This is a genomic window from Nitrococcus sp. (genome assembly GCF_059432795.1).
The window spans coordinates 1-14,832 of sequence record NZ_JBXWZQ010000210.1 but is presented as its reverse complement, the minus strand read 5'-3'; the positions used below and the strand labels follow the sequence as shown (position 1 = coordinate 14,832).

At 57.7% G+C, this 14,832-nt stretch carries 17 protein-coding genes and 3 pseudogenes; 19 read left to right on the top strand and 1 reads right to left on the bottom strand.

The window, feature by feature from the left end; all coding sequences use genetic code 11:
- The first annotated feature begins 114 nt into the window (after positions 1–114).
- Entirely contained in the window at positions 115–312 is a 198-nt protein-coding gene (locus tag AC52Q4_RS14895) for a DUF2283 domain-containing protein (protein WP_495537584.1), read from the top strand.
- A gap of 402 nt (positions 313–714) precedes the next feature.
- Positions 715–936, top strand: a complete 222-nt coding sequence (locus AC52Q4_RS14890) for a YgiT-type zinc finger protein (RefSeq protein WP_495537583.1) — start codon at positions 715–717, stop codon at positions 934–936.
- Between the two features lie 390 nt (positions 937–1,326).
- Here AC52Q4_RS14890 and AC52Q4_RS14885 read toward each other — a convergent pair.
- Positions 1,327–2,682: pseudogene (locus tag AC52Q4_RS14885) on the bottom strand (IS1182 family transposase).
- 80 nt (positions 2,683–2,762) lie between these two features.
- Here AC52Q4_RS14885 and AC52Q4_RS14880 point away from each other — a divergent pair.
- The 17 genes and pseudogenes from AC52Q4_RS14880 to AC52Q4_RS14800 form a co-directional block, all read left to right on the top strand.
- Positions 2,763–3,155: a winged helix-turn-helix transcriptional regulator gene (locus AC52Q4_RS14880; protein ID WP_495537582.1), complete on the top strand. Its 393-nt coding sequence runs from the start codon at positions 2,763–2,765 to the stop codon at positions 3,153–3,155.
- Between the two features lie 91 nt (positions 3,156–3,246).
- Positions 3,247–3,447 (top strand): DUF433 domain-containing protein, encoded by a 201-nt coding sequence (locus AC52Q4_RS14875; RefSeq protein WP_495537581.1) that lies wholly within the window; start codon positions 3,247–3,249, stop codon positions 3,445–3,447.
- Positions 3,448–3,552: 105 nt separating this feature from the next.
- Complete coding sequence (locus AC52Q4_RS14870; RefSeq protein ID WP_495537580.1) at positions 3,553–3,759, top strand: hypothetical protein; 207 nt, start codon at positions 3,553–3,555, stop codon at positions 3,757–3,759.
- Positions 3,749–4,045, top strand: a complete 297-nt coding sequence (locus AC52Q4_RS14865) for a type II toxin-antitoxin system RelE/ParE family toxin (RefSeq protein WP_495537579.1) — start codon at positions 3,749–3,751, stop codon at positions 4,043–4,045. The genes AC52Q4_RS14870 and AC52Q4_RS14865 overlap by 11 nt, the downstream gene beginning before the upstream one ends.
- Positions 4,046–4,192: 147 nt before the next feature.
- On the top strand, positions 4,193–4,513 hold the full coding sequence (locus tag AC52Q4_RS14860) for a DUF4351 domain-containing protein (RefSeq protein WP_495537578.1): 321 nt from the start codon (positions 4,193–4,195) through the stop codon (positions 4,511–4,513).
- Positions 4,514–5,014: 501 nt separating this feature from the next.
- Positions 5,015–5,224, top strand: coding sequence for a 2-oxoisovalerate dehydrogenase (locus tag AC52Q4_RS14855; protein WP_495537577.1), 210 nt, complete (start codon positions 5,015–5,017; stop codon positions 5,222–5,224).
- 253 nt (positions 5,225–5,477) lie between these two features.
- Positions 5,478–5,885 (top strand): type VII toxin-antitoxin system MntA family adenylyltransferase antitoxin, encoded by a 408-nt coding sequence (mntA, locus tag AC52Q4_RS14850; RefSeq protein WP_495537576.1) that lies wholly within the window; start codon positions 5,478–5,480, stop codon positions 5,883–5,885.
- Positions 5,886–5,887: 2 nt separating this feature from the next.
- Positions 5,888–6,307: a type VII toxin-antitoxin system HepT family RNase toxin gene (gene hepT, locus AC52Q4_RS14845; RefSeq protein WP_495537575.1), complete on the top strand. Its 420-nt coding sequence runs from the start codon at positions 5,888–5,890 to the stop codon at positions 6,305–6,307.
- Positions 6,308–6,487: 180 nt separating this feature from the next.
- Positions 6,488–6,835 (top strand): MarR family EPS-associated transcriptional regulator, encoded by a 348-nt coding sequence (locus tag AC52Q4_RS14840; RefSeq protein ID WP_495537574.1) that lies wholly within the window; start codon positions 6,488–6,490, stop codon positions 6,833–6,835.
- 2 nt (positions 6,836–6,837) lie between these two features.
- Positions 6,838–7,333 (top strand): annotated as a pseudogene (gene rfaH, locus AC52Q4_RS14835) (transcription/translation regulatory transformer protein RfaH).
- 177 nt (positions 7,334–7,510) lie between these two features.
- Positions 7,511–9,154, top strand: coding sequence for a D-glucuronyl C5-epimerase family protein (locus tag AC52Q4_RS14830; protein WP_495537573.1), 1,644 nt, complete (start codon positions 7,511–7,513; stop codon positions 9,152–9,154).
- 197 nt (positions 9,155–9,351) lie between these two features.
- Positions 9,352–10,416 (top strand): Gfo/Idh/MocA family protein, encoded by a 1,065-nt coding sequence (locus AC52Q4_RS14825; protein ID WP_495537572.1) that lies wholly within the window; start codon positions 9,352–9,354, stop codon positions 10,414–10,416.
- Between the two features lie 93 nt (positions 10,417–10,509).
- Positions 10,510–10,880: pseudogene (locus tag AC52Q4_RS14820) on the top strand (GxxExxY protein).
- 62 nt (positions 10,881–10,942) lie between these two features.
- Positions 10,943–11,527 (top strand): acyltransferase, encoded by a 585-nt coding sequence (locus AC52Q4_RS14815; protein WP_495537571.1) that lies wholly within the window; start codon positions 10,943–10,945, stop codon positions 11,525–11,527.
- Between the two features lie 3 nt (positions 11,528–11,530).
- The gene (locus tag AC52Q4_RS14810; protein WP_495537570.1) at positions 11,531–11,827 is read left to right on the top strand and encodes a hypothetical protein; all 297 of its coding nucleotides are present in this window, start codon (positions 11,531–11,533) and stop codon (positions 11,825–11,827) included.
- Positions 11,817–13,466 carry an aminotransferase class I/II-fold pyridoxal phosphate-dependent enzyme gene (locus AC52Q4_RS14805; protein ID WP_495537569.1) on the top strand — a complete coding sequence of 550 codons (1,650 nt, stop codon included), beginning with the start codon at positions 11,817–11,819 and terminating at the stop codon, positions 13,464–13,466. The genes AC52Q4_RS14810 and AC52Q4_RS14805 overlap by 11 nt, the downstream gene beginning before the upstream one ends.
- Before the next feature lie 14 nt (positions 13,467–13,480).
- On the top strand, positions 13,481–14,832 hold a 1,352-nt coding region (locus AC52Q4_RS14800; protein WP_495537568.1), incomplete at its 3' end, for a lipopolysaccharide biosynthesis protein.

The window sequence follows — 14,832 nt, the reverse complement described above, 5'->3', positions numbered from 1 at the left end:
AAGAGCGTGCAGCGTAGACTCGGTCATGGCGTATCCATCCTCTGCTGACTGTGATCTTGGTCGTGAGCAGTCAGCAGGATACGCCACCCCTTCTATTTCCCCCATACACCAGAAATGAGCTTAACCCTGCACGAGAAGACCGCGGAGGTCACCACCCTCAAAATCAGCGACGCAATTAACGTTGATATCGCTGGAGATGGAACGGTATATGGAATTGAACTGTTGAACGCCAACGAGCAGTTGGGCGAAGATCGAGGCAACCTGATCGTGGAATTACAGGGACAACGGCACGAAATCTCTCTTAGAGGCTGACCCTGGATTGGGTAGGTTCCATCACGCGTATGCGCTGCTGGTATGCTGTCCATTGCAAGCTGCGCGAGGATGAGCGCGCCGAGCGGCACCTGAGCCGCCAGCGCTACGAGGTCTTCCGCCGTTTATTCAGGTGCGCCGGCGCCGGGCGCATGGCCACGCTCATCGAAACGGTCTTTCCCCCGGTATCTCTTCGTTCACCTCGATGGCCTAGCCGAGAACGCTGCCCCCATTCACTTTACCCTTGGTGTAGCGGGGCTTGTAATATTCCGCAAAGGCCCGGCGGAGACGCCGGAGGCGGTTATTCGCGAGCTGCGCGCGCGAACGGACGCGCACGGCGGCTGTGTGGCGCTGCAGATAACGCTCCAGTGGCGGGGCAGAAGGTAAAAGGCGGAGGCGCACCGTATGAAGTGCCATGTGTGCGGTGGATCAATGGAGAGCGTTGCGACGGACCTGCCGTTCAAACTGGACGATCGCCGGATTCTGATCGTCAAGGGCCTACCTGTCGAACAATGCGCCTCATGCGGCGAGTATTTGGCCTCTGATGCCGTCATGCAGGTGCTCGACCAACTTATCGAAGATACTAATGAAGCGGTGGAATTGGAGATTCGCCGCTACGCAGCATAGAGCGTACGGCGTGATCTTCGGGCGCTCCGACATGGGCTGGTTTGTAGCGCACCGTAAGGAGCAATCATAGAGCAGATTGCGCCGGACAACCCGTCCGCCGCCCTGATCCCATTGCACCTTGCTCGCACTTCCTTGCCTTTGGCCCGCGGTTGTAGTGTAAATTGAATTTGTTCATTAGTTGAACGTATTTGGCGCCTGGCGGGCCTGCTGACGGAGCCGCCGCGATGGGCAACAGCCACAGCAGGAGACCAAGCCATGCGCTCTGAGGATCTGCGCTTCTAGCAGCTTGTCGGACTGAGCTTCTGGTCCAAGCCGTCATTGAACTGGATGGTGTCGAAAGGCATGTTGATTGGGCCAAAAATATTGGGGGCGAACGAGGGTGTGAGCCGGTCAAGCCGGCTGCAAAGCAAACATGCGCTTGATGTTCCAGCTCATGGCCACCAAGCTCCATTCACCTTTGGCATTTTCCAGGCCACGCAACAAAAACTGCCGGAAATTCATTACCAATTTGATGATTCCGAACACCGGCTCCACCGTCTGCTTGCGCAGCGCATACAAAGCCCGCCCTTCTTGCGTCTTCAAGCGCTGTGCCATGGCCTCCAGCGCAGTGGCCTCACACCCCAGCGGCGGCGGATCAGTGAACCGTTCCCGCCACGGCCGATGATGCGCTTCGCGGCCCAATGCGATCAGCGGTTCAATGTCTGCTTGCAGGGTGAGATCGACGTTGCGTTCGCTACAGTAACCGCTATCCGCCAGCAGTTGCTCAACCCGACCCAAAGGCTCGGGCAAGGCGGTCAACCGTTGGAGCATCGGCTCAACTTGTTGTTTATCGTTGCCTGCCTGGGTCAACAGCTCGCCAACGACCAGCATGGACTCGGTATCGACCGCGACTTGCGCGTTGTAACACTGATCGAAGCCTTTTCTCGTCTTCATGACGCGCGAGTCGGCATCGGTCAGATTCACCTGGTCCTTGTCTCGTGGACCCGCCACCGGCGGCGCCGGCGGCTTGCCCACGGGTTTTTTTCCCGTGCGCCGAGTCTTCTCCTCACGCGCCGCCACCTTCGCCTCGTACTCAGCCTGCTCGCAGGCCGTGCGCTCGGCCGCGCGCGCCTCAATCTCCGCCTTGGCCGCGGCGATCGCCGCCAGTCGCGCCTCCCGGCGCTCCAGCTCCTGCGGGATCGACAGCTCATCGGGCAGATCCGCCGCATCGGCTTGCTCGGCGAAGGCCAGCAGTTCGGCCACCTCCTGCTTGAGTTGCGCCTCGATCCGCTGCGCATGCCCCCAGGAAAGGGCGCTGTGCCGGCTCGCATTGGCGGCCACCTTGGTGCCGTCCAGCGCCACAGTGCCGAGCTTGAGCATTCCCATCTGAGCGGCCAGCTTCAGCGCCGTGACGAACAGACTCGCGATTTCGCGCAAAAACCGCTTGCGAAACTCCGCCACCGTCTCGTGATCCGGGTGTTGATAGGCCGCAATGAAACGAAACGCCACCTAGTCATACGTCGCCCGCTCGATCTTGCGGCTGGAGAATACCCCCGTTGCGTAGCCGTAGATCAAAAGCCCCAGCAACATCGCCGGGTGGTAGGCCGCCGAGCCCGAGCCGCGGTAAGCGCGGCTCATGCCGGAGACGTCCAGTTGCTCGACCACCTCCACCACAAAACGGGCCAGATGGCGCTGCGGCAGCCATTCATCCACCGACGGCGGCAGCAGAAAGCCCGTGCCTCGATCAACCGCTCGAAAGTTGCTCATCAATATTTGTCCACTCGGAGAAGCTCATGACGATTATCCCTTATCCTGGCCTCGATTGCTCAAGTCCGACAGGCTGCTAGGTGCTGCGCCACTTGGAACAAGAGCCGGACATGACCCAGCGCGAGCTGGCCGCTGCGCTTGGCATCAGCCTCGCAGGGGCAACTGCTCGAAATCTCTGGCTCGCCCAATTGCGTCATTCCGGCGCAGGCCGGACAAAGTCGTCAGGAACGATTTTGAACAGCTTTAGCTGGCCCGATAGGGCACACGCCAGGGATGGTGTGCGTAATCCATTTTCCTTTCGCAACAGCCGCCACAAGCGCGCCTATCTCTACAAGCTGACCCCGCAAGGCCTCTCCGAAAAGGCCGCGTTTGCGCTGCGCTTTCTACGGCGCAAGGAGCAGGAGCGCCATGCTTCGCTTCGCCTTCAGCCTACTTGCTTTTCGCCGAATCGGGCTATTCGTATAGACCCCTAGTCTTGAGTTTGGCCATGATATGCTTTTAAGCACTAGGTGTTTGGCAAAGCCGGTGCTTGGGGTGGCGATGCGCACACACAATCGCATTGAGATGAACCCGGAAGTTATGGCCAGCAAGCCTGTGGTCCGCGGCACGCGTATCACGGTTGAGCAAATCCTGCGTGAATTAAGCTCTGGCATGGCTTCAGAGCAAATCGTTCACGATCATCCGCGCCTTAGCATAGAAGACATTTATGCCGCGGAGGCATTTGCTGCAGATTACCTAGCCGGGGAAGAGGTTGCATTCGGATAACATTCTTGTATTTGCTGGCTGACGAAAACATCCCGGCGCCGCTGGTGCATAGGCTTCGAGAGCAATGTGCGGATGTGCTTTATGTTTCCGAGCGCCAAATAAACTGTGGAGGACGCAAACGTGGCGAATATGACTGCTAAAGACGCCGCCCGGCGGATCATCGACCACTTGCCAGAACAAGCCAGCTGGGACGACATTATGTACGAGCTCTACGTCAAGCAGAAGATTGAAGCTGGCCTAAAAGCCGCCGGCGACGGGCGTACCGTCGCGCATGAGCAGGCGAAACGGCGGTTGCTCAGGGATGCGGATTGAATGGACTGAGCCGGCGCTGGATGACTTGGAGAACATCTGCGACTATATCGCAAAGGACTCGCCGTATTACGCTCGGCGCTTTATGGAGCGCGTCTTCGAGGCAGTCGAGGCATTGCAGGACCATCCGCAAATGGGGCGCTCTGTCCCGGAAGCCGAACCCGACGATGTGCGGGAGCTGATTTTCCAGGGTTACCGGATCATCTACCGATCAACGTCAGAGTGCGTGCAGGTCATCACTGTCATCCATGGCAGCCGTAATCTTGCGGCCAGGGATGTAAAACCCTGAGATGTGGTGTGAAAACGGAGAGCCGGAGCGCTGCGTTCAATGCAGCAGCCGTAGGGCGATAGCGCAGCGTATGGCGCCGGATACAGGAGCGCTGAAACCCACCAGCGCCACTCCTCCTGGCAAGCAAGCGTGGGCAGCCTGTGAACCATGAAGCGCCAAGATAAGTACCTGTATTTTATCGACATTTGCACCGCTCTGGATGATACTGAACGGCATGTGTTTGAGACACGCTACCCTGACGAGGTGCACGCCATGAGCTCATTTGCCGAAGAACGCTTCACGGAACGCGGCTTAAAGCGAGGCCTGCGGCAGAGGGTAGCGACTGTCCTGATCTGCGAGCTGGAGCGCAAGTTCGGCTTTCTCGCCGAAGCTCAGCGCGGCCGCATCGAGACCGCGGACGCCGAGACACTGCTGAGCTGGTGCGATCGCTTCCCTGTGGCGCAAAGCCCCGATGACGTGCTGCGCTGATTCTTTGGCGCCTGGCGTCGGACCGGCCGAAGGCGGACAGCGATATTGATCTCGCAATACTGGCGGATGAGCTCTTCGTTCAGGAGCGCAAGACACGTCTGATCGAATTTGCGTCCGCGAATAAGCGCTCGCCCCGTGGACCTGATGGACTTGCGTTCGGCCGGCGTGCGGATCACGCGCGGCGTTGCTTGGCGGAAGACGGCTGCTATGTCGCGACGAGACCGCCTACGCGCCTCGCTGCTGTCACGTATACTCGTGGACAGCGCCGATTTCTTCCCTTATCGGGAAAGGAGGCTGCTACGATTGTTAGTCTATTCAGGACGAACCATGTTGGGTTCGGGATGAAGTCTTGGCCGTGGCGGTTTGACTCCAACAGCCAAGTCGTCGGAAAAGCCGGGGCAGGCTCAATACCTGCGTTGGGTGGCTGTTTGGCGCGCCCTGTGAATTATCTGGGTAGAACCACCGAATGACTCTCCCGCCATTGCCCTCGAGGAGTAAGGCATGGAAACCGAGATTGTATTCCTTGTTCAGGAATCGGAGGAAGGCGGCTTTGAGGCCAGGGCGTTAGGCTATTCCATCTTTACGGAAGCCGATTCAACGGAAGAGTTGAGGGCTATGGTTAAAGATGCTGTTGCCTGTCATTTTGACCCCGGAAAAGGGCCCAAGGTCATTTGTCTTCATTTTGTGCGGGATGAAGTCATCGCCGCATGAAGCTGCCGCGCGACCTAAGCGGGGACGAGATCATCCGGATTTTGCAGCAGTTTGGTTACCAGCCCGTGCGCCAAACCGGAAGCCAGTTGAAGCAAGGAAAATTTATCCCTTAGCGCTTGGGGAGCGACACCCCTGGCGGTAGCCGGCTGGATTGCATGTAACCTGCACCAGCAGCCTAGAGCTTTTGTCAGCTTACGCGTCCACATGGCTACGATGAACGCGATAGTGCCAATAATTATGCAACAATGATTTTATGGCTACGGAACCAAATGCTCCGCTTCTGGCTCGCCTGGCGGCATTGCTCGCCGAGCAGCCGGATATCCAAATCGCAATCGTCTTCGGCTCCCTCGCGTCGGGCCGGTTGCGGGCAGATAGCGACGTTGATGTCGCAGTCCTGGCTGATGAGCCTATCAGCCAGGAGCGCAAGGCACGTCTGATCGAATTGCTCGCGCAAACAACCGCTCGTCCCGTGGATCTGGTGGACCTGCGATCGGCTGGTGTGCCGATCAAGCGCTCAGTATTGCTTGGCGGAAGGCGGCTGCTATGTCGAGACAAGGCGGTCTACGCTTCCCTCCTGTCACGAATGCTCGCGGACAGCGCCGATTTCCTTCCTTACCGGGAAAGGCTGCTACGCCAACGCAGGGACGCATGGATAGGTTGATTTTGCAGGAGAAGCTCGAGGCCCTTCGCCGTTGTGTCCGCCGCATAGAGGAGAAGCGAGCCAAGTCAGCCGATGAACTGGGTAAGGACATTGATCGTCAGGACATCCTCACCGTCAATTTGACCCGCGCAGTCCAGCTATGCGTGGATATGGCCGTGCATGTGATCGCCGAGTCCGAGCAGAGGGCACCACAGACGATGGGAGAAGCATTCGAGGGTCTCGCCACGCTGGGAGTAATCAGCAAGGCTTTGTCCTTTCGGATGAAGGCTGCGGTGGGTTTCCGCAATATCGCGATTCACCAATATCAATCCATCGATTGGGACATCGTCCATGCCATCACCTGGGAGGGCCTGGAAGATTTCCGCAATTTCGCGCGCGCTATGGCAGCCGTGACCGACAACGGTCCAAATACCTCGGCCTAGCAATGCACCGGACCACCGCGTTCCGCCCGCCAACCCCGCGCATTTTTACCACAAACCCCTTGCCTTCAGAGCGGGGTTGTGGTGTAAATTACCTCCGTTCATCCATTGAACGCACGGCACCCTTTGCGCCTCGGACAGAGCCGCCGAAAGGGGCCACACCCGACGCAGAAAGATCAAGCCATGCGCCCCGACGATCTGCGCTTCCAGGTGCTGCGGCATCTGCAGCAAAAACCGGACATGACCCAGCGCGAGCTCACCGCCGCGCTTGGCATCAGCCTCGGGCGGGTGAATTATTGCGTGCAGGCGCTGATAGGGCGGGGGTTGGTAAAGGCGGCGAACTTTCGCAACAGCCGCAACAAGCGCGCCTACCTCTATACGCTCACGCCGCAGGGTCTCTCCGAGAAGGCCGCGCTCGCGCTGCGCTTTTTGCCGCGTAAGGAGCAGGAGCGCCAGGCGCTGCTCCAAGAGATCGAGGCGCTGCGCGCCGAGCTTGGCGAGGCTCTATTGCATGAGCAGGGAGAGCAATAGCCATGCAGCGGTGGTATGCCGCGCACTGCAAGCCGCGCGAGGACCAGCGGGCCGAACAGCACCTGATCAACCAGGGCTACGAGGTCTTCCGCCCGCTTGTCCGGCTGCGCCGGGGTGGGCGCATGACCACAGTCACCGAGTCGCTCTTTCCACGGTATCTCTTCGTGCAGCTGGACGATGGCGCCGGGAGCTGGGTCTGCATTCGCTCAACGCGTGGAGTGGCGGGGCTCGTGGCGTTTGGCGGACGGCCGACCGAAGTGCCGGAGCCGGTCATCGACGAGCTGCGCGCGAATGGCTGCAAGCAGCGGCTGCCTGGATCTGATCACAGCGAGGCAGCTGCGCCCCAACCAACGGGTGCGCCTCATCGAAGGCCCGTTTGCCGGGTATGAGGCGTTGTTCCAGGCCCGCCGCGGCGAAGACCGCGTGGCGGTGCTGCTCGATGTCATGCGCCAGGCCCAGCGCCTGACAGTGCCGGAGAGCGCGCTGGTCGAGGCTTAAAAGGTCTCGTCGACGCACGAAAATTCAACGCCTTGGCACACGGGGAGCGACACCCCAGGCGGTAGCGTGCCCGGCTCCTTGAGCTGCCCTGCCTTGGGATGGCGGGAATGAGAGAAAGTTTACATCCACCGTTTGCTAAAATCTAGCGCTTCTAATAATAATGATTTGACTGCATTAATGGGCGTCTTTATGAAAAAATGTTTAGCTGCAATTGTTTCCCTTGCATGCGTATCACACGCACTCGCTAGGTGCCCAGATATTGGTCCGGCACCGCGAACGCCGTTTTCATCTAGTGCGGATTTTTCCAGCTCTGGGGGCTTCAGTCTCGATGCAGAGGGTATTCTGGTCTATGATTATGGCGATCGCTACAACGGCTTAGGAAAATTTAGGAATCCGTATTTTATTACGAATTATGCCAATGCACTTTACCGAGATTATCTGGTCTCCGGATGCGTGGATACCACCCTTCGGAAGAACTTTCTCCTGCAAGCCAACTACCTTGTCAGCTCAGCCGAGCGAAGAAATGGCGCGGCAGTGTGGACCTATCCGTTCGAGTCTCCAAAATTCATGCTCAAGCCTGGTTGGATTTCTGGAATCGGACAAGCAAGAATCGCTGGTGTACTTCAGCGCGCCTTCGCGATCACCGGCGAAGAAAGCTACCAAGTGATGGCTGAGGAGGCGATGAAAGTCTACGAGCTTTCACTGGCGGACGGCGGTGTCTCCACCATTGAGGGCAATGTTACGTGGATCGAGGAGGCCCCCGATCCTGGTGGCACTAGTTATAAGATTCTGAACGGCCATATTACAGCGCTCGCTGGAATATTGGATTTCTATAAAGTTACCGGAGAGAAAGAATGGCAGGACGTTTTTAACCAGGGTGTGAATGCCGTCCGGCGAGACATAGCAGAATTCGACGCTGGTTTCGTTTCCTACTATTCGCTCGCTGCCCCTCCCGGTGTTCGTCGGACGGCGGGAAGAAGAGGGTACAATTTGTTGCACGTCTCTCAGCTTCTTTGGCTTTTTAAGGTGATGGGCGATCCCTTTTTTCTGAAGTGGGCCAGCCGATTTCAGGCGTATGAGATGAACACTGACCGTTATACAGCCAAGGGATCAACCGATCCCAAAGGACATGGTCCCGAGCAGGCCGCCGCTTTCTACGGAAACCATTATTGGTCACATTCAGATTTTCCCACCTGGCTTGAGGTAGACGTTGGCGAACCGGAGGTATTTAAGGCCGTTATCGTGCATGGTAACAGCTTCAAGGCCACGCCGCACGATTTCTCTATTTCAGCTCAATTGAACGGTGAATGGCATACCATTTCAAGGGTAAGAGGTAATACAGATCTTCGTCGAAAGATAAAATTCAAAACGGATGTATTGGCAGATGCATTTCGAATTGATATCAAATCAGACAACGGTAATGACAATGTTGCTTTGCAAGCTTTCATGCCAATCCGACAGGACAAGCAAGTTGCGCCAATTACAAATAATTGTAACTATCATCGCACTTCGTCGACTTCTGTCTCTGGCTATAATTATGATCGTGCGTTTGATGGCGACGCAAGCAGTAGCATGCAAGTATATTGCGCGGGATGGGTGATCTTGCCTGCTAGAGGAGCGTCGCAGATAATTACGTCGGCGCATGCGGCGAAAGATGCAGTTTTTGAGATTTCATTTTCTGACGACCTGAAGAACTGGGAAAGTGCTATGACGGTGCCAGTTTCCGAGAAGCTCACAGCGACTCCAATCAGCAGATCGCGGTTTATCAAAATCGCATTCGACGATAATGTGTCAAAGATAGCTGTTCTGAGGCCGGAATAGTCAGCGGTCGCTCGTGTGGCTCAATTGATAGCTTGGTCTCATGTCGCGCGATTGAAATCGGACGTTGTTCTGTTTGTAAATGAGTAAAATTGTAGCAAATAAGTCTTCTCCAGCGTAATTTTAGCGTAAAGTCTGTGACATGCCTGTGCAAGGCGAGGGATGCGAATAAAAGCGCGTCATTAAGGAGCCAAATAATTATGCATAAAGCCAAGCTGACCGCTATCCGTGGTCAACGCATCCGTTTCGGTTTGATTGGCTGTGGCCGTATTGCCCAGAAGCACATCGAAGCTATTCAACAACACGCGGATCGGGCTGAGCTGGCGGCCGTCTGTGACATCGAGCCGCAAGCCATGAAAGCAGCGCAGGGCAAAGCCGGCGCGCCAGGGTATTCTAGTATGCAAGACCTGCTGGAGGAAGCGGACGTGGACGCCGTCTGCCTGTGCACTCCGAGCGGTTTGCATTCGGACCAGGCGGTCGTTGCCGCAGAGGCTGGCCTTCATGTCATCACCGAAAAACCCATGGCTACTCGCTGGGCGGATGCCAAGCGCATGGTTCGCGCCTGCGACGAGGCTGGCCGGTATTTGTTCGTGGTCAAGCAAAACCGTCGCAACGCCACTCTCCAGCTGCTCAAACGCGCTGTCGAGCAAAAGCGTTTCGGCCGTATCTACATGGTCAATCTCAATGTCTTCTGGACGCGCCCCCAGTCTTATTACGACAGCGCGCGCTGGCGTGGCACCTGGGAATTCGACGGTGGTGCGCTCATGAACCAGGCCAGCCACTATGTGGATCTTATTGACTGGCTCATCGGTCCGGTAGAAAGCATCCAGGCCTATACGGCCACGCTGGAGCGAAACATCGAGGTAGAAGATACGGCGGTTATGAACATCCGCTGGCGCAGTGGTGCCCTGGGTTCCATGAACGTCACGATGCTTACCCATCCCCAAAACTTCGAAGGCTCCATCACCATCCTTGGCGAGAAAGGCACCGTGCGAGTAGGGGGGGTTGCCGTAAACGACATCCAGCACTGGGAGTTCGCCGAGCCTCACCCGGACGATGAGCAGGTCGCGGAGGCGAACTATGAGACCACTTCCGTTTATGGTTACGGGCATCCGCTGTATTACGACAACGTCATTCGGACTCTTAAAGGCGAGGCCGAGCCGGAGACCGACGGACGGGAAGGTCTCAAATCCATGGAAGTCCTCATTGCCAGCTATCTCTCCGCCCGGGACGGCCGACAGATCGCCCTCCCGCTGGAGTATTAGCCAGGACGCACACGGAAGACACGGAAATAGATATATAAGTTTCCTTCCGTGCATTCCGTGTATTTCCGTGGCAAAGGATTTTGGAGAACGACTATGGATGGTCTGCTGGAAGAGGACCTGACCTATCGGATCCGCGGCTGCGTATATGAAGTCGCGTGCCATCTTGGGGGAGGTTTTCTCGAGAAGGTCTACGAAAATGCGCTGCTCAATGAGATGCACAGGCAACGTATTGCCGCCGAGTCTCAGGTTCCTGTATCGGTTTACTACAAGGGCATGGTTGTCGGTCAATACAGCGCGAATCTACGGTAGAAGGTAGGGTTCTCCTGGAGCTCAAGGCGGTAAGGCAGATGCTGCCGGAGCACGAAGCCCAAATACTCAACTATCTGAAAGCAACCGGCGTCAGGGTGGATTTGCTAGTGAATTTCTCGCACCCTAAAGTTGTCATCAAAAGATTTGTCTTATGAAAAGAGCCCTTCCGTGCATTCCGTGTCCTTCTGTGGCAAAAAATGTATTTGAGTGATTGGGTATGACGGATTCCCGGGTACATCCGACCGCCATAATCGATGAAGGCGCCAGCATAGGCACCGGCACACGCATCTGGCACTGGGTGCACGTTTGCAGCGGCGCGACCATCGGCAGCCGCTGCTCCCTGGGGCAGAACGTCTATATTGGCAACAAGGTCGCCATCGGCGACAACGTCAAGATCCAGAACAACGTGTCCGTCTACGACAACGTCACCCTGGAGGACGACGTTTTCTGCGGCCCGAGCATGGTCTTCACTAACGTCTACAATCCGCGCTCCGCAGTTTCCCGCAAAGATGAATACAGGGATACGTTGGTCAAGCAGGGGGCAACGCTCGGTGCCAACTGCACCATCATCTGCGGCATCACTATCCGGGAATACGCGTTCATCGGTGCCGGTGCCGTCGTTACCAAAGACGTGCCGGCCTACGCACTAATGGTGGGCGTCCCGGCTAAGCAAATCGGCTGGATGAGCCGCCACGGCGAGCGCCTGGAACTCCCGCTCAGCGGTGAAGGGGAGGCCGCCTGCCCGGCCACGCGCGAGCGCTATCATCTCCGCGAGGGCCGCGTCGAAATGCTGGAGACTTAAAGCATGCAAGTGGAAATGATCTGGGAAAACGGCGTGCTGCGTCCCGTGCGCCCACTCCGCTTCAAGAGGCGAACGGTAATGGTAGAGGTGGCCGACATCGACGTAGAGCCAGCGGCCCAAACCGGGCAAGCCCCCGCCACCCGCGATACCACGACGGATACCGGATCAACTGGCATCGGCGCCGAACTGAACGCTCTCATGAAAGGTTACCGCGGCCGGATTCCAGCCGTCGAGCCGCAGGAGGACAAAGCCGCTTGGCACCAGCACCTGGAAAAGAAGCATTTGAACCGTGACGAATAAGAACCTCGTACTTGATATCAGCGTCATTCTGGATCTCTGGCTGGGCCGTCCTGGTGCCGAAACGGTGGAAGCCCTAGTGGACCAAGCCTGCGCCTTGGACGCTCGGCTTTGGGTGAGCGCTGCCAGCCTCCCGACGCTGGACTACCTGGCTCGACGCGCCCTCAAGCAAGCAGGCATGCCGCCGGGCGATGCCGATCAGGCGGTCAGAGGGGCCATGGCGAGCCTGTTCCGCCGAGCTAGGGTGCTCACCACCTACGGCCACGATCAGGCGGAGTTGTACGGTCAGGCACACGACTATGAGGATGCCCAGATCGCGGCAAGCAGTGCCGTATTGGTGGGCGGCGAGACACGCATCGTCACGCGGGACGCCCACTTCGATGCGCTGGGTGCGGTATCTTCGGCCACGCCGCAAGAGACCCTGGACTGGTTGGTCAGCCAGGACACTGAGGCCGAGCAGACAACCAACATCGACTTCATCGATCTCAAGACCCAGCAGGACCGGCTGCGCCCAGCTCTGGAGCGCAATATCCAGCGCGTACTCCATCATGGTAAATACATCTTGGGCCCCGAGGTTGGCGAGCTGGAAGAACGGCTCATCGAGTTTACCGGTAGCCCCTATTGCATCACTTGCGGCAATGGCACCGATGCCCTGCAAATCGCCCTAATGGCGTTGGGCGTTGGCCCCGGCGACGAAGTCATCACCCCGGCCTTCAGCTTCATTGCCACGGCGGAGGTGATCGCCGTGCTTGGCGCAAAACCCGTGTATGTAGATATAGACCCGCGCACCTACAACCTGGATCCGACCAAGCTGGAGGCCGCCATCACCTCCAGGACCCGCGCCATCATGGCCGTCTCTCTCTATGGCCAGTGCGCCGAATATGATGCCATTAACGCCGTTGCCGAAAAGCACGGACTGCCGGTGATCGAGGATGCCGCTCAAAGCTTCGGCGCCACCTACAAGGCCCGCCGCTCGTGCAATCTAACCACCATCGGTTGCACCAGCTTCTTCCCCAGCAAGCCCTTAGGCGGTTACGGAGATGGCGGGGCCATTTTTACCAATGATGAAGAACTCGCCACCGTAATTCGTCAGATCGCACGCCACGGCCAGGACCGCCGCTACCATCATATCCGCGTGGGAGTAAATAGCCGCATGGATGCCCTACAGGCGGCGATTTTGCTCCCGAAGCTGGAGGTCTTCGCGGACGAACTGGAGCGCCGACAAGCCGTTGGTCAGCGTTATACGGATATGATTACGGGCGGTATGCGACGCGAACACATAGAAGCCGCAAAGAGCCCCGGCGAGGGAAAAGGTCTCATTAACACCGCCGTTGTGCAACCGCCTTACATCCGTCCCGATTGCGCCAGTGCCTATGCGCAATACACCGTTCGAGTGCATCAGCGCGATGCGGTGCAGGCTGCGCTGAAGGAAAAGGGCATTCCCACTGCGGTGCACTATCCAATCCCGCTCTACCGGCAGCCCGCGTTTACGGCGTTGAGACTGTCGTCGGCTGATTTCCCGCACACCGAATGCGCCAGCAAGCAGGTCGTCAGTCTGCCCATGCATCCGTATCTGAGCGAAGACGAGCAGAGTCCTTTGATAGAAGCCCTATTGAGCGTGGCTGCAGATACGGTTGCGTGAGGGAATCCTATTCAGTGGCTCGTACAGAAGGCATTGAGCGCGTACTGCCGAAGAACCGTTCGACCCGCAGCATCTCCATGCTAGCCGGTGGCACGGCTGCCGGGCAGGCGATTGTTATTCTCGTCTCGCCACTGCTCACACGCTTGTACAGCCCAGAAGCCTTCGGGCTAATGGGCGTCTTCGCGGCGCTAGCGATGATCCTCGGGGTGGTAGCTAGCCTACGCTACCAGCTAGCCATACCCTTGCCCGTAAGCGATCAGCATGCCGCACACGTGGTGGTGCTTTGCTTGGCGGTGGTGCTGGGAACCACCGCTCTCACCACGCTAATCGTCGCCTTTTTCCATCAGCCTATCTCTCAAGTCCTAAATACACCCGCGCTTGCCGATTACCTGTGGTTATTACCCATCGCGTTGTTGATGCTCGGCACCTACCAAGTTCTCAATTACTGGGCCATTCGCACCAAAGCGTTTTCCGTCATTGCCCGCACTAAGCTACACCAAGCGCTGGGTATGGTAGGCGTCCAGCTGGGCGGCGTAGCGCTCGGCCCCCTCGCCTTGCTGCTTGGCTTTGTCGCTGGGCAGGCTGCGGGATCGGGTACTTTGGCTGCGCAGACCGTCCGCAAGCGCTGGGAGGATTTCCGAGGGGTGCGCCTTAAGGGCGTGTTGGCGGCCGCTAACCGGTATCGACGCTTTCCCATTTACTCCACCTGGGAAGGAGCTTTCAATGCGGCTGGGACGCAAATCCCCCCGCTGTTCTTTGCAGCCCTGTTTAGCCCGACTGCCGCAGGGCTGTATGTCATCGCGCACCGCGTTCTGGCCATGCCCATGACGGTGGTCGGCCGCGCCATCGCAGATGTGTTTTTCTCCAAAGCAGCGGATGCACAACGCGGTGGCACTCTAGTGCCGCTAGTGGCAAAGATCCTCGAGAAGTTAGCTCATATCGCCATGCCCCCCGCGCTGCTGCTTATCGTGAGTGGGCCACACCTTTTCGGGCTAGTGTTTGGAGCAGAGTGGAGGCAAGCCGGGCATTTTGCTCAATGGATGGCGCCATGGTTGTATCTGGTTTTCGTCACGTCACCGTTAAGTACTCTGTTCTCCGTATTAGAGAAGCAGTCACAGGCCACGATGTTTCAGGGAGTTTTACTGGTGGCGCGGGTGGTGGCCTTGGGGGTTGGCGCTTGGCTAGCCGATCTTGTATGGGCAGTGGAGTTGTTTGCGTTGGGTAGTGCGTTAGGATACCTACTGTTACTGCTCGGAATCATCCGTGCGTCCGGCAATTCTTTGTCTGCGATATGGCAGCCTAGCTTGGATGCGCTGGTATGTAGCACGGTATTAGTCAGCCCTCTTGTGGTCACTCTGGCTATGGA

Excerpts from the sequence above, each read along its gene's own strand:
- AC52Q4_RS14895 (WP_495537584.1), top strand. The coding sequence starts at position 115 with ATGAGCTTAACCCTGCACGAGAAGACCGCGGAGGTCACCACCCTCAAA.
- AC52Q4_RS14890 (WP_495537583.1), top strand. The coding sequence starts at position 715 with ATGAAGTGCCATGTGTGCGGTGGATCAATGGAGAGCGTTGCGACGGAC.
- AC52Q4_RS14875 (WP_495537581.1), top strand. The coding sequence starts at position 3,247 with ATGAACCCGGAAGTTATGGCCAGCAAGCCTGTGGTCCGCGGCACGCGT.
- AC52Q4_RS14865 (WP_495537579.1), top strand. The coding sequence starts at position 3,749 with ATGCGGATTGAATGGACTGAGCCGGCGCTGGATGACTTGGAGAACATC.
- AC52Q4_RS14860 (WP_495537578.1), top strand. The coding sequence starts at position 4,193 with ATGAAGCGCCAAGATAAGTACCTGTATTTTATCGACATTTGCACCGCT.
- AC52Q4_RS14855 (WP_495537577.1), top strand. The coding sequence starts at position 5,015 with ATGGAAACCGAGATTGTATTCCTTGTTCAGGAATCGGAGGAAGGCGGC.
- mntA (WP_495537576.1), top strand. The coding sequence starts at position 5,478 with ATGGCTACGGAACCAAATGCTCCGCTTCTGGCTCGCCTGGCGGCATTG.
- AC52Q4_RS14840 (WP_495537574.1), top strand. The coding sequence starts at position 6,488 with ATGCGCCCCGACGATCTGCGCTTCCAGGTGCTGCGGCATCTGCAGCAA.
- AC52Q4_RS14830 (WP_495537573.1), top strand. The coding sequence starts at position 7,511 with ATGGGCGTCTTTATGAAAAAATGTTTAGCTGCAATTGTTTCCCTTGCA.
- AC52Q4_RS14825 (WP_495537572.1), top strand. The coding sequence starts at position 9,352 with ATGCATAAAGCCAAGCTGACCGCTATCCGTGGTCAACGCATCCGTTTC.
- AC52Q4_RS14815 (WP_495537571.1), top strand. The coding sequence starts at position 10,943 with ATGACGGATTCCCGGGTACATCCGACCGCCATAATCGATGAAGGCGCC.
- AC52Q4_RS14810 (WP_495537570.1), top strand. The coding sequence starts at position 11,531 with ATGCAAGTGGAAATGATCTGGGAAAACGGCGTGCTGCGTCCCGTGCGC.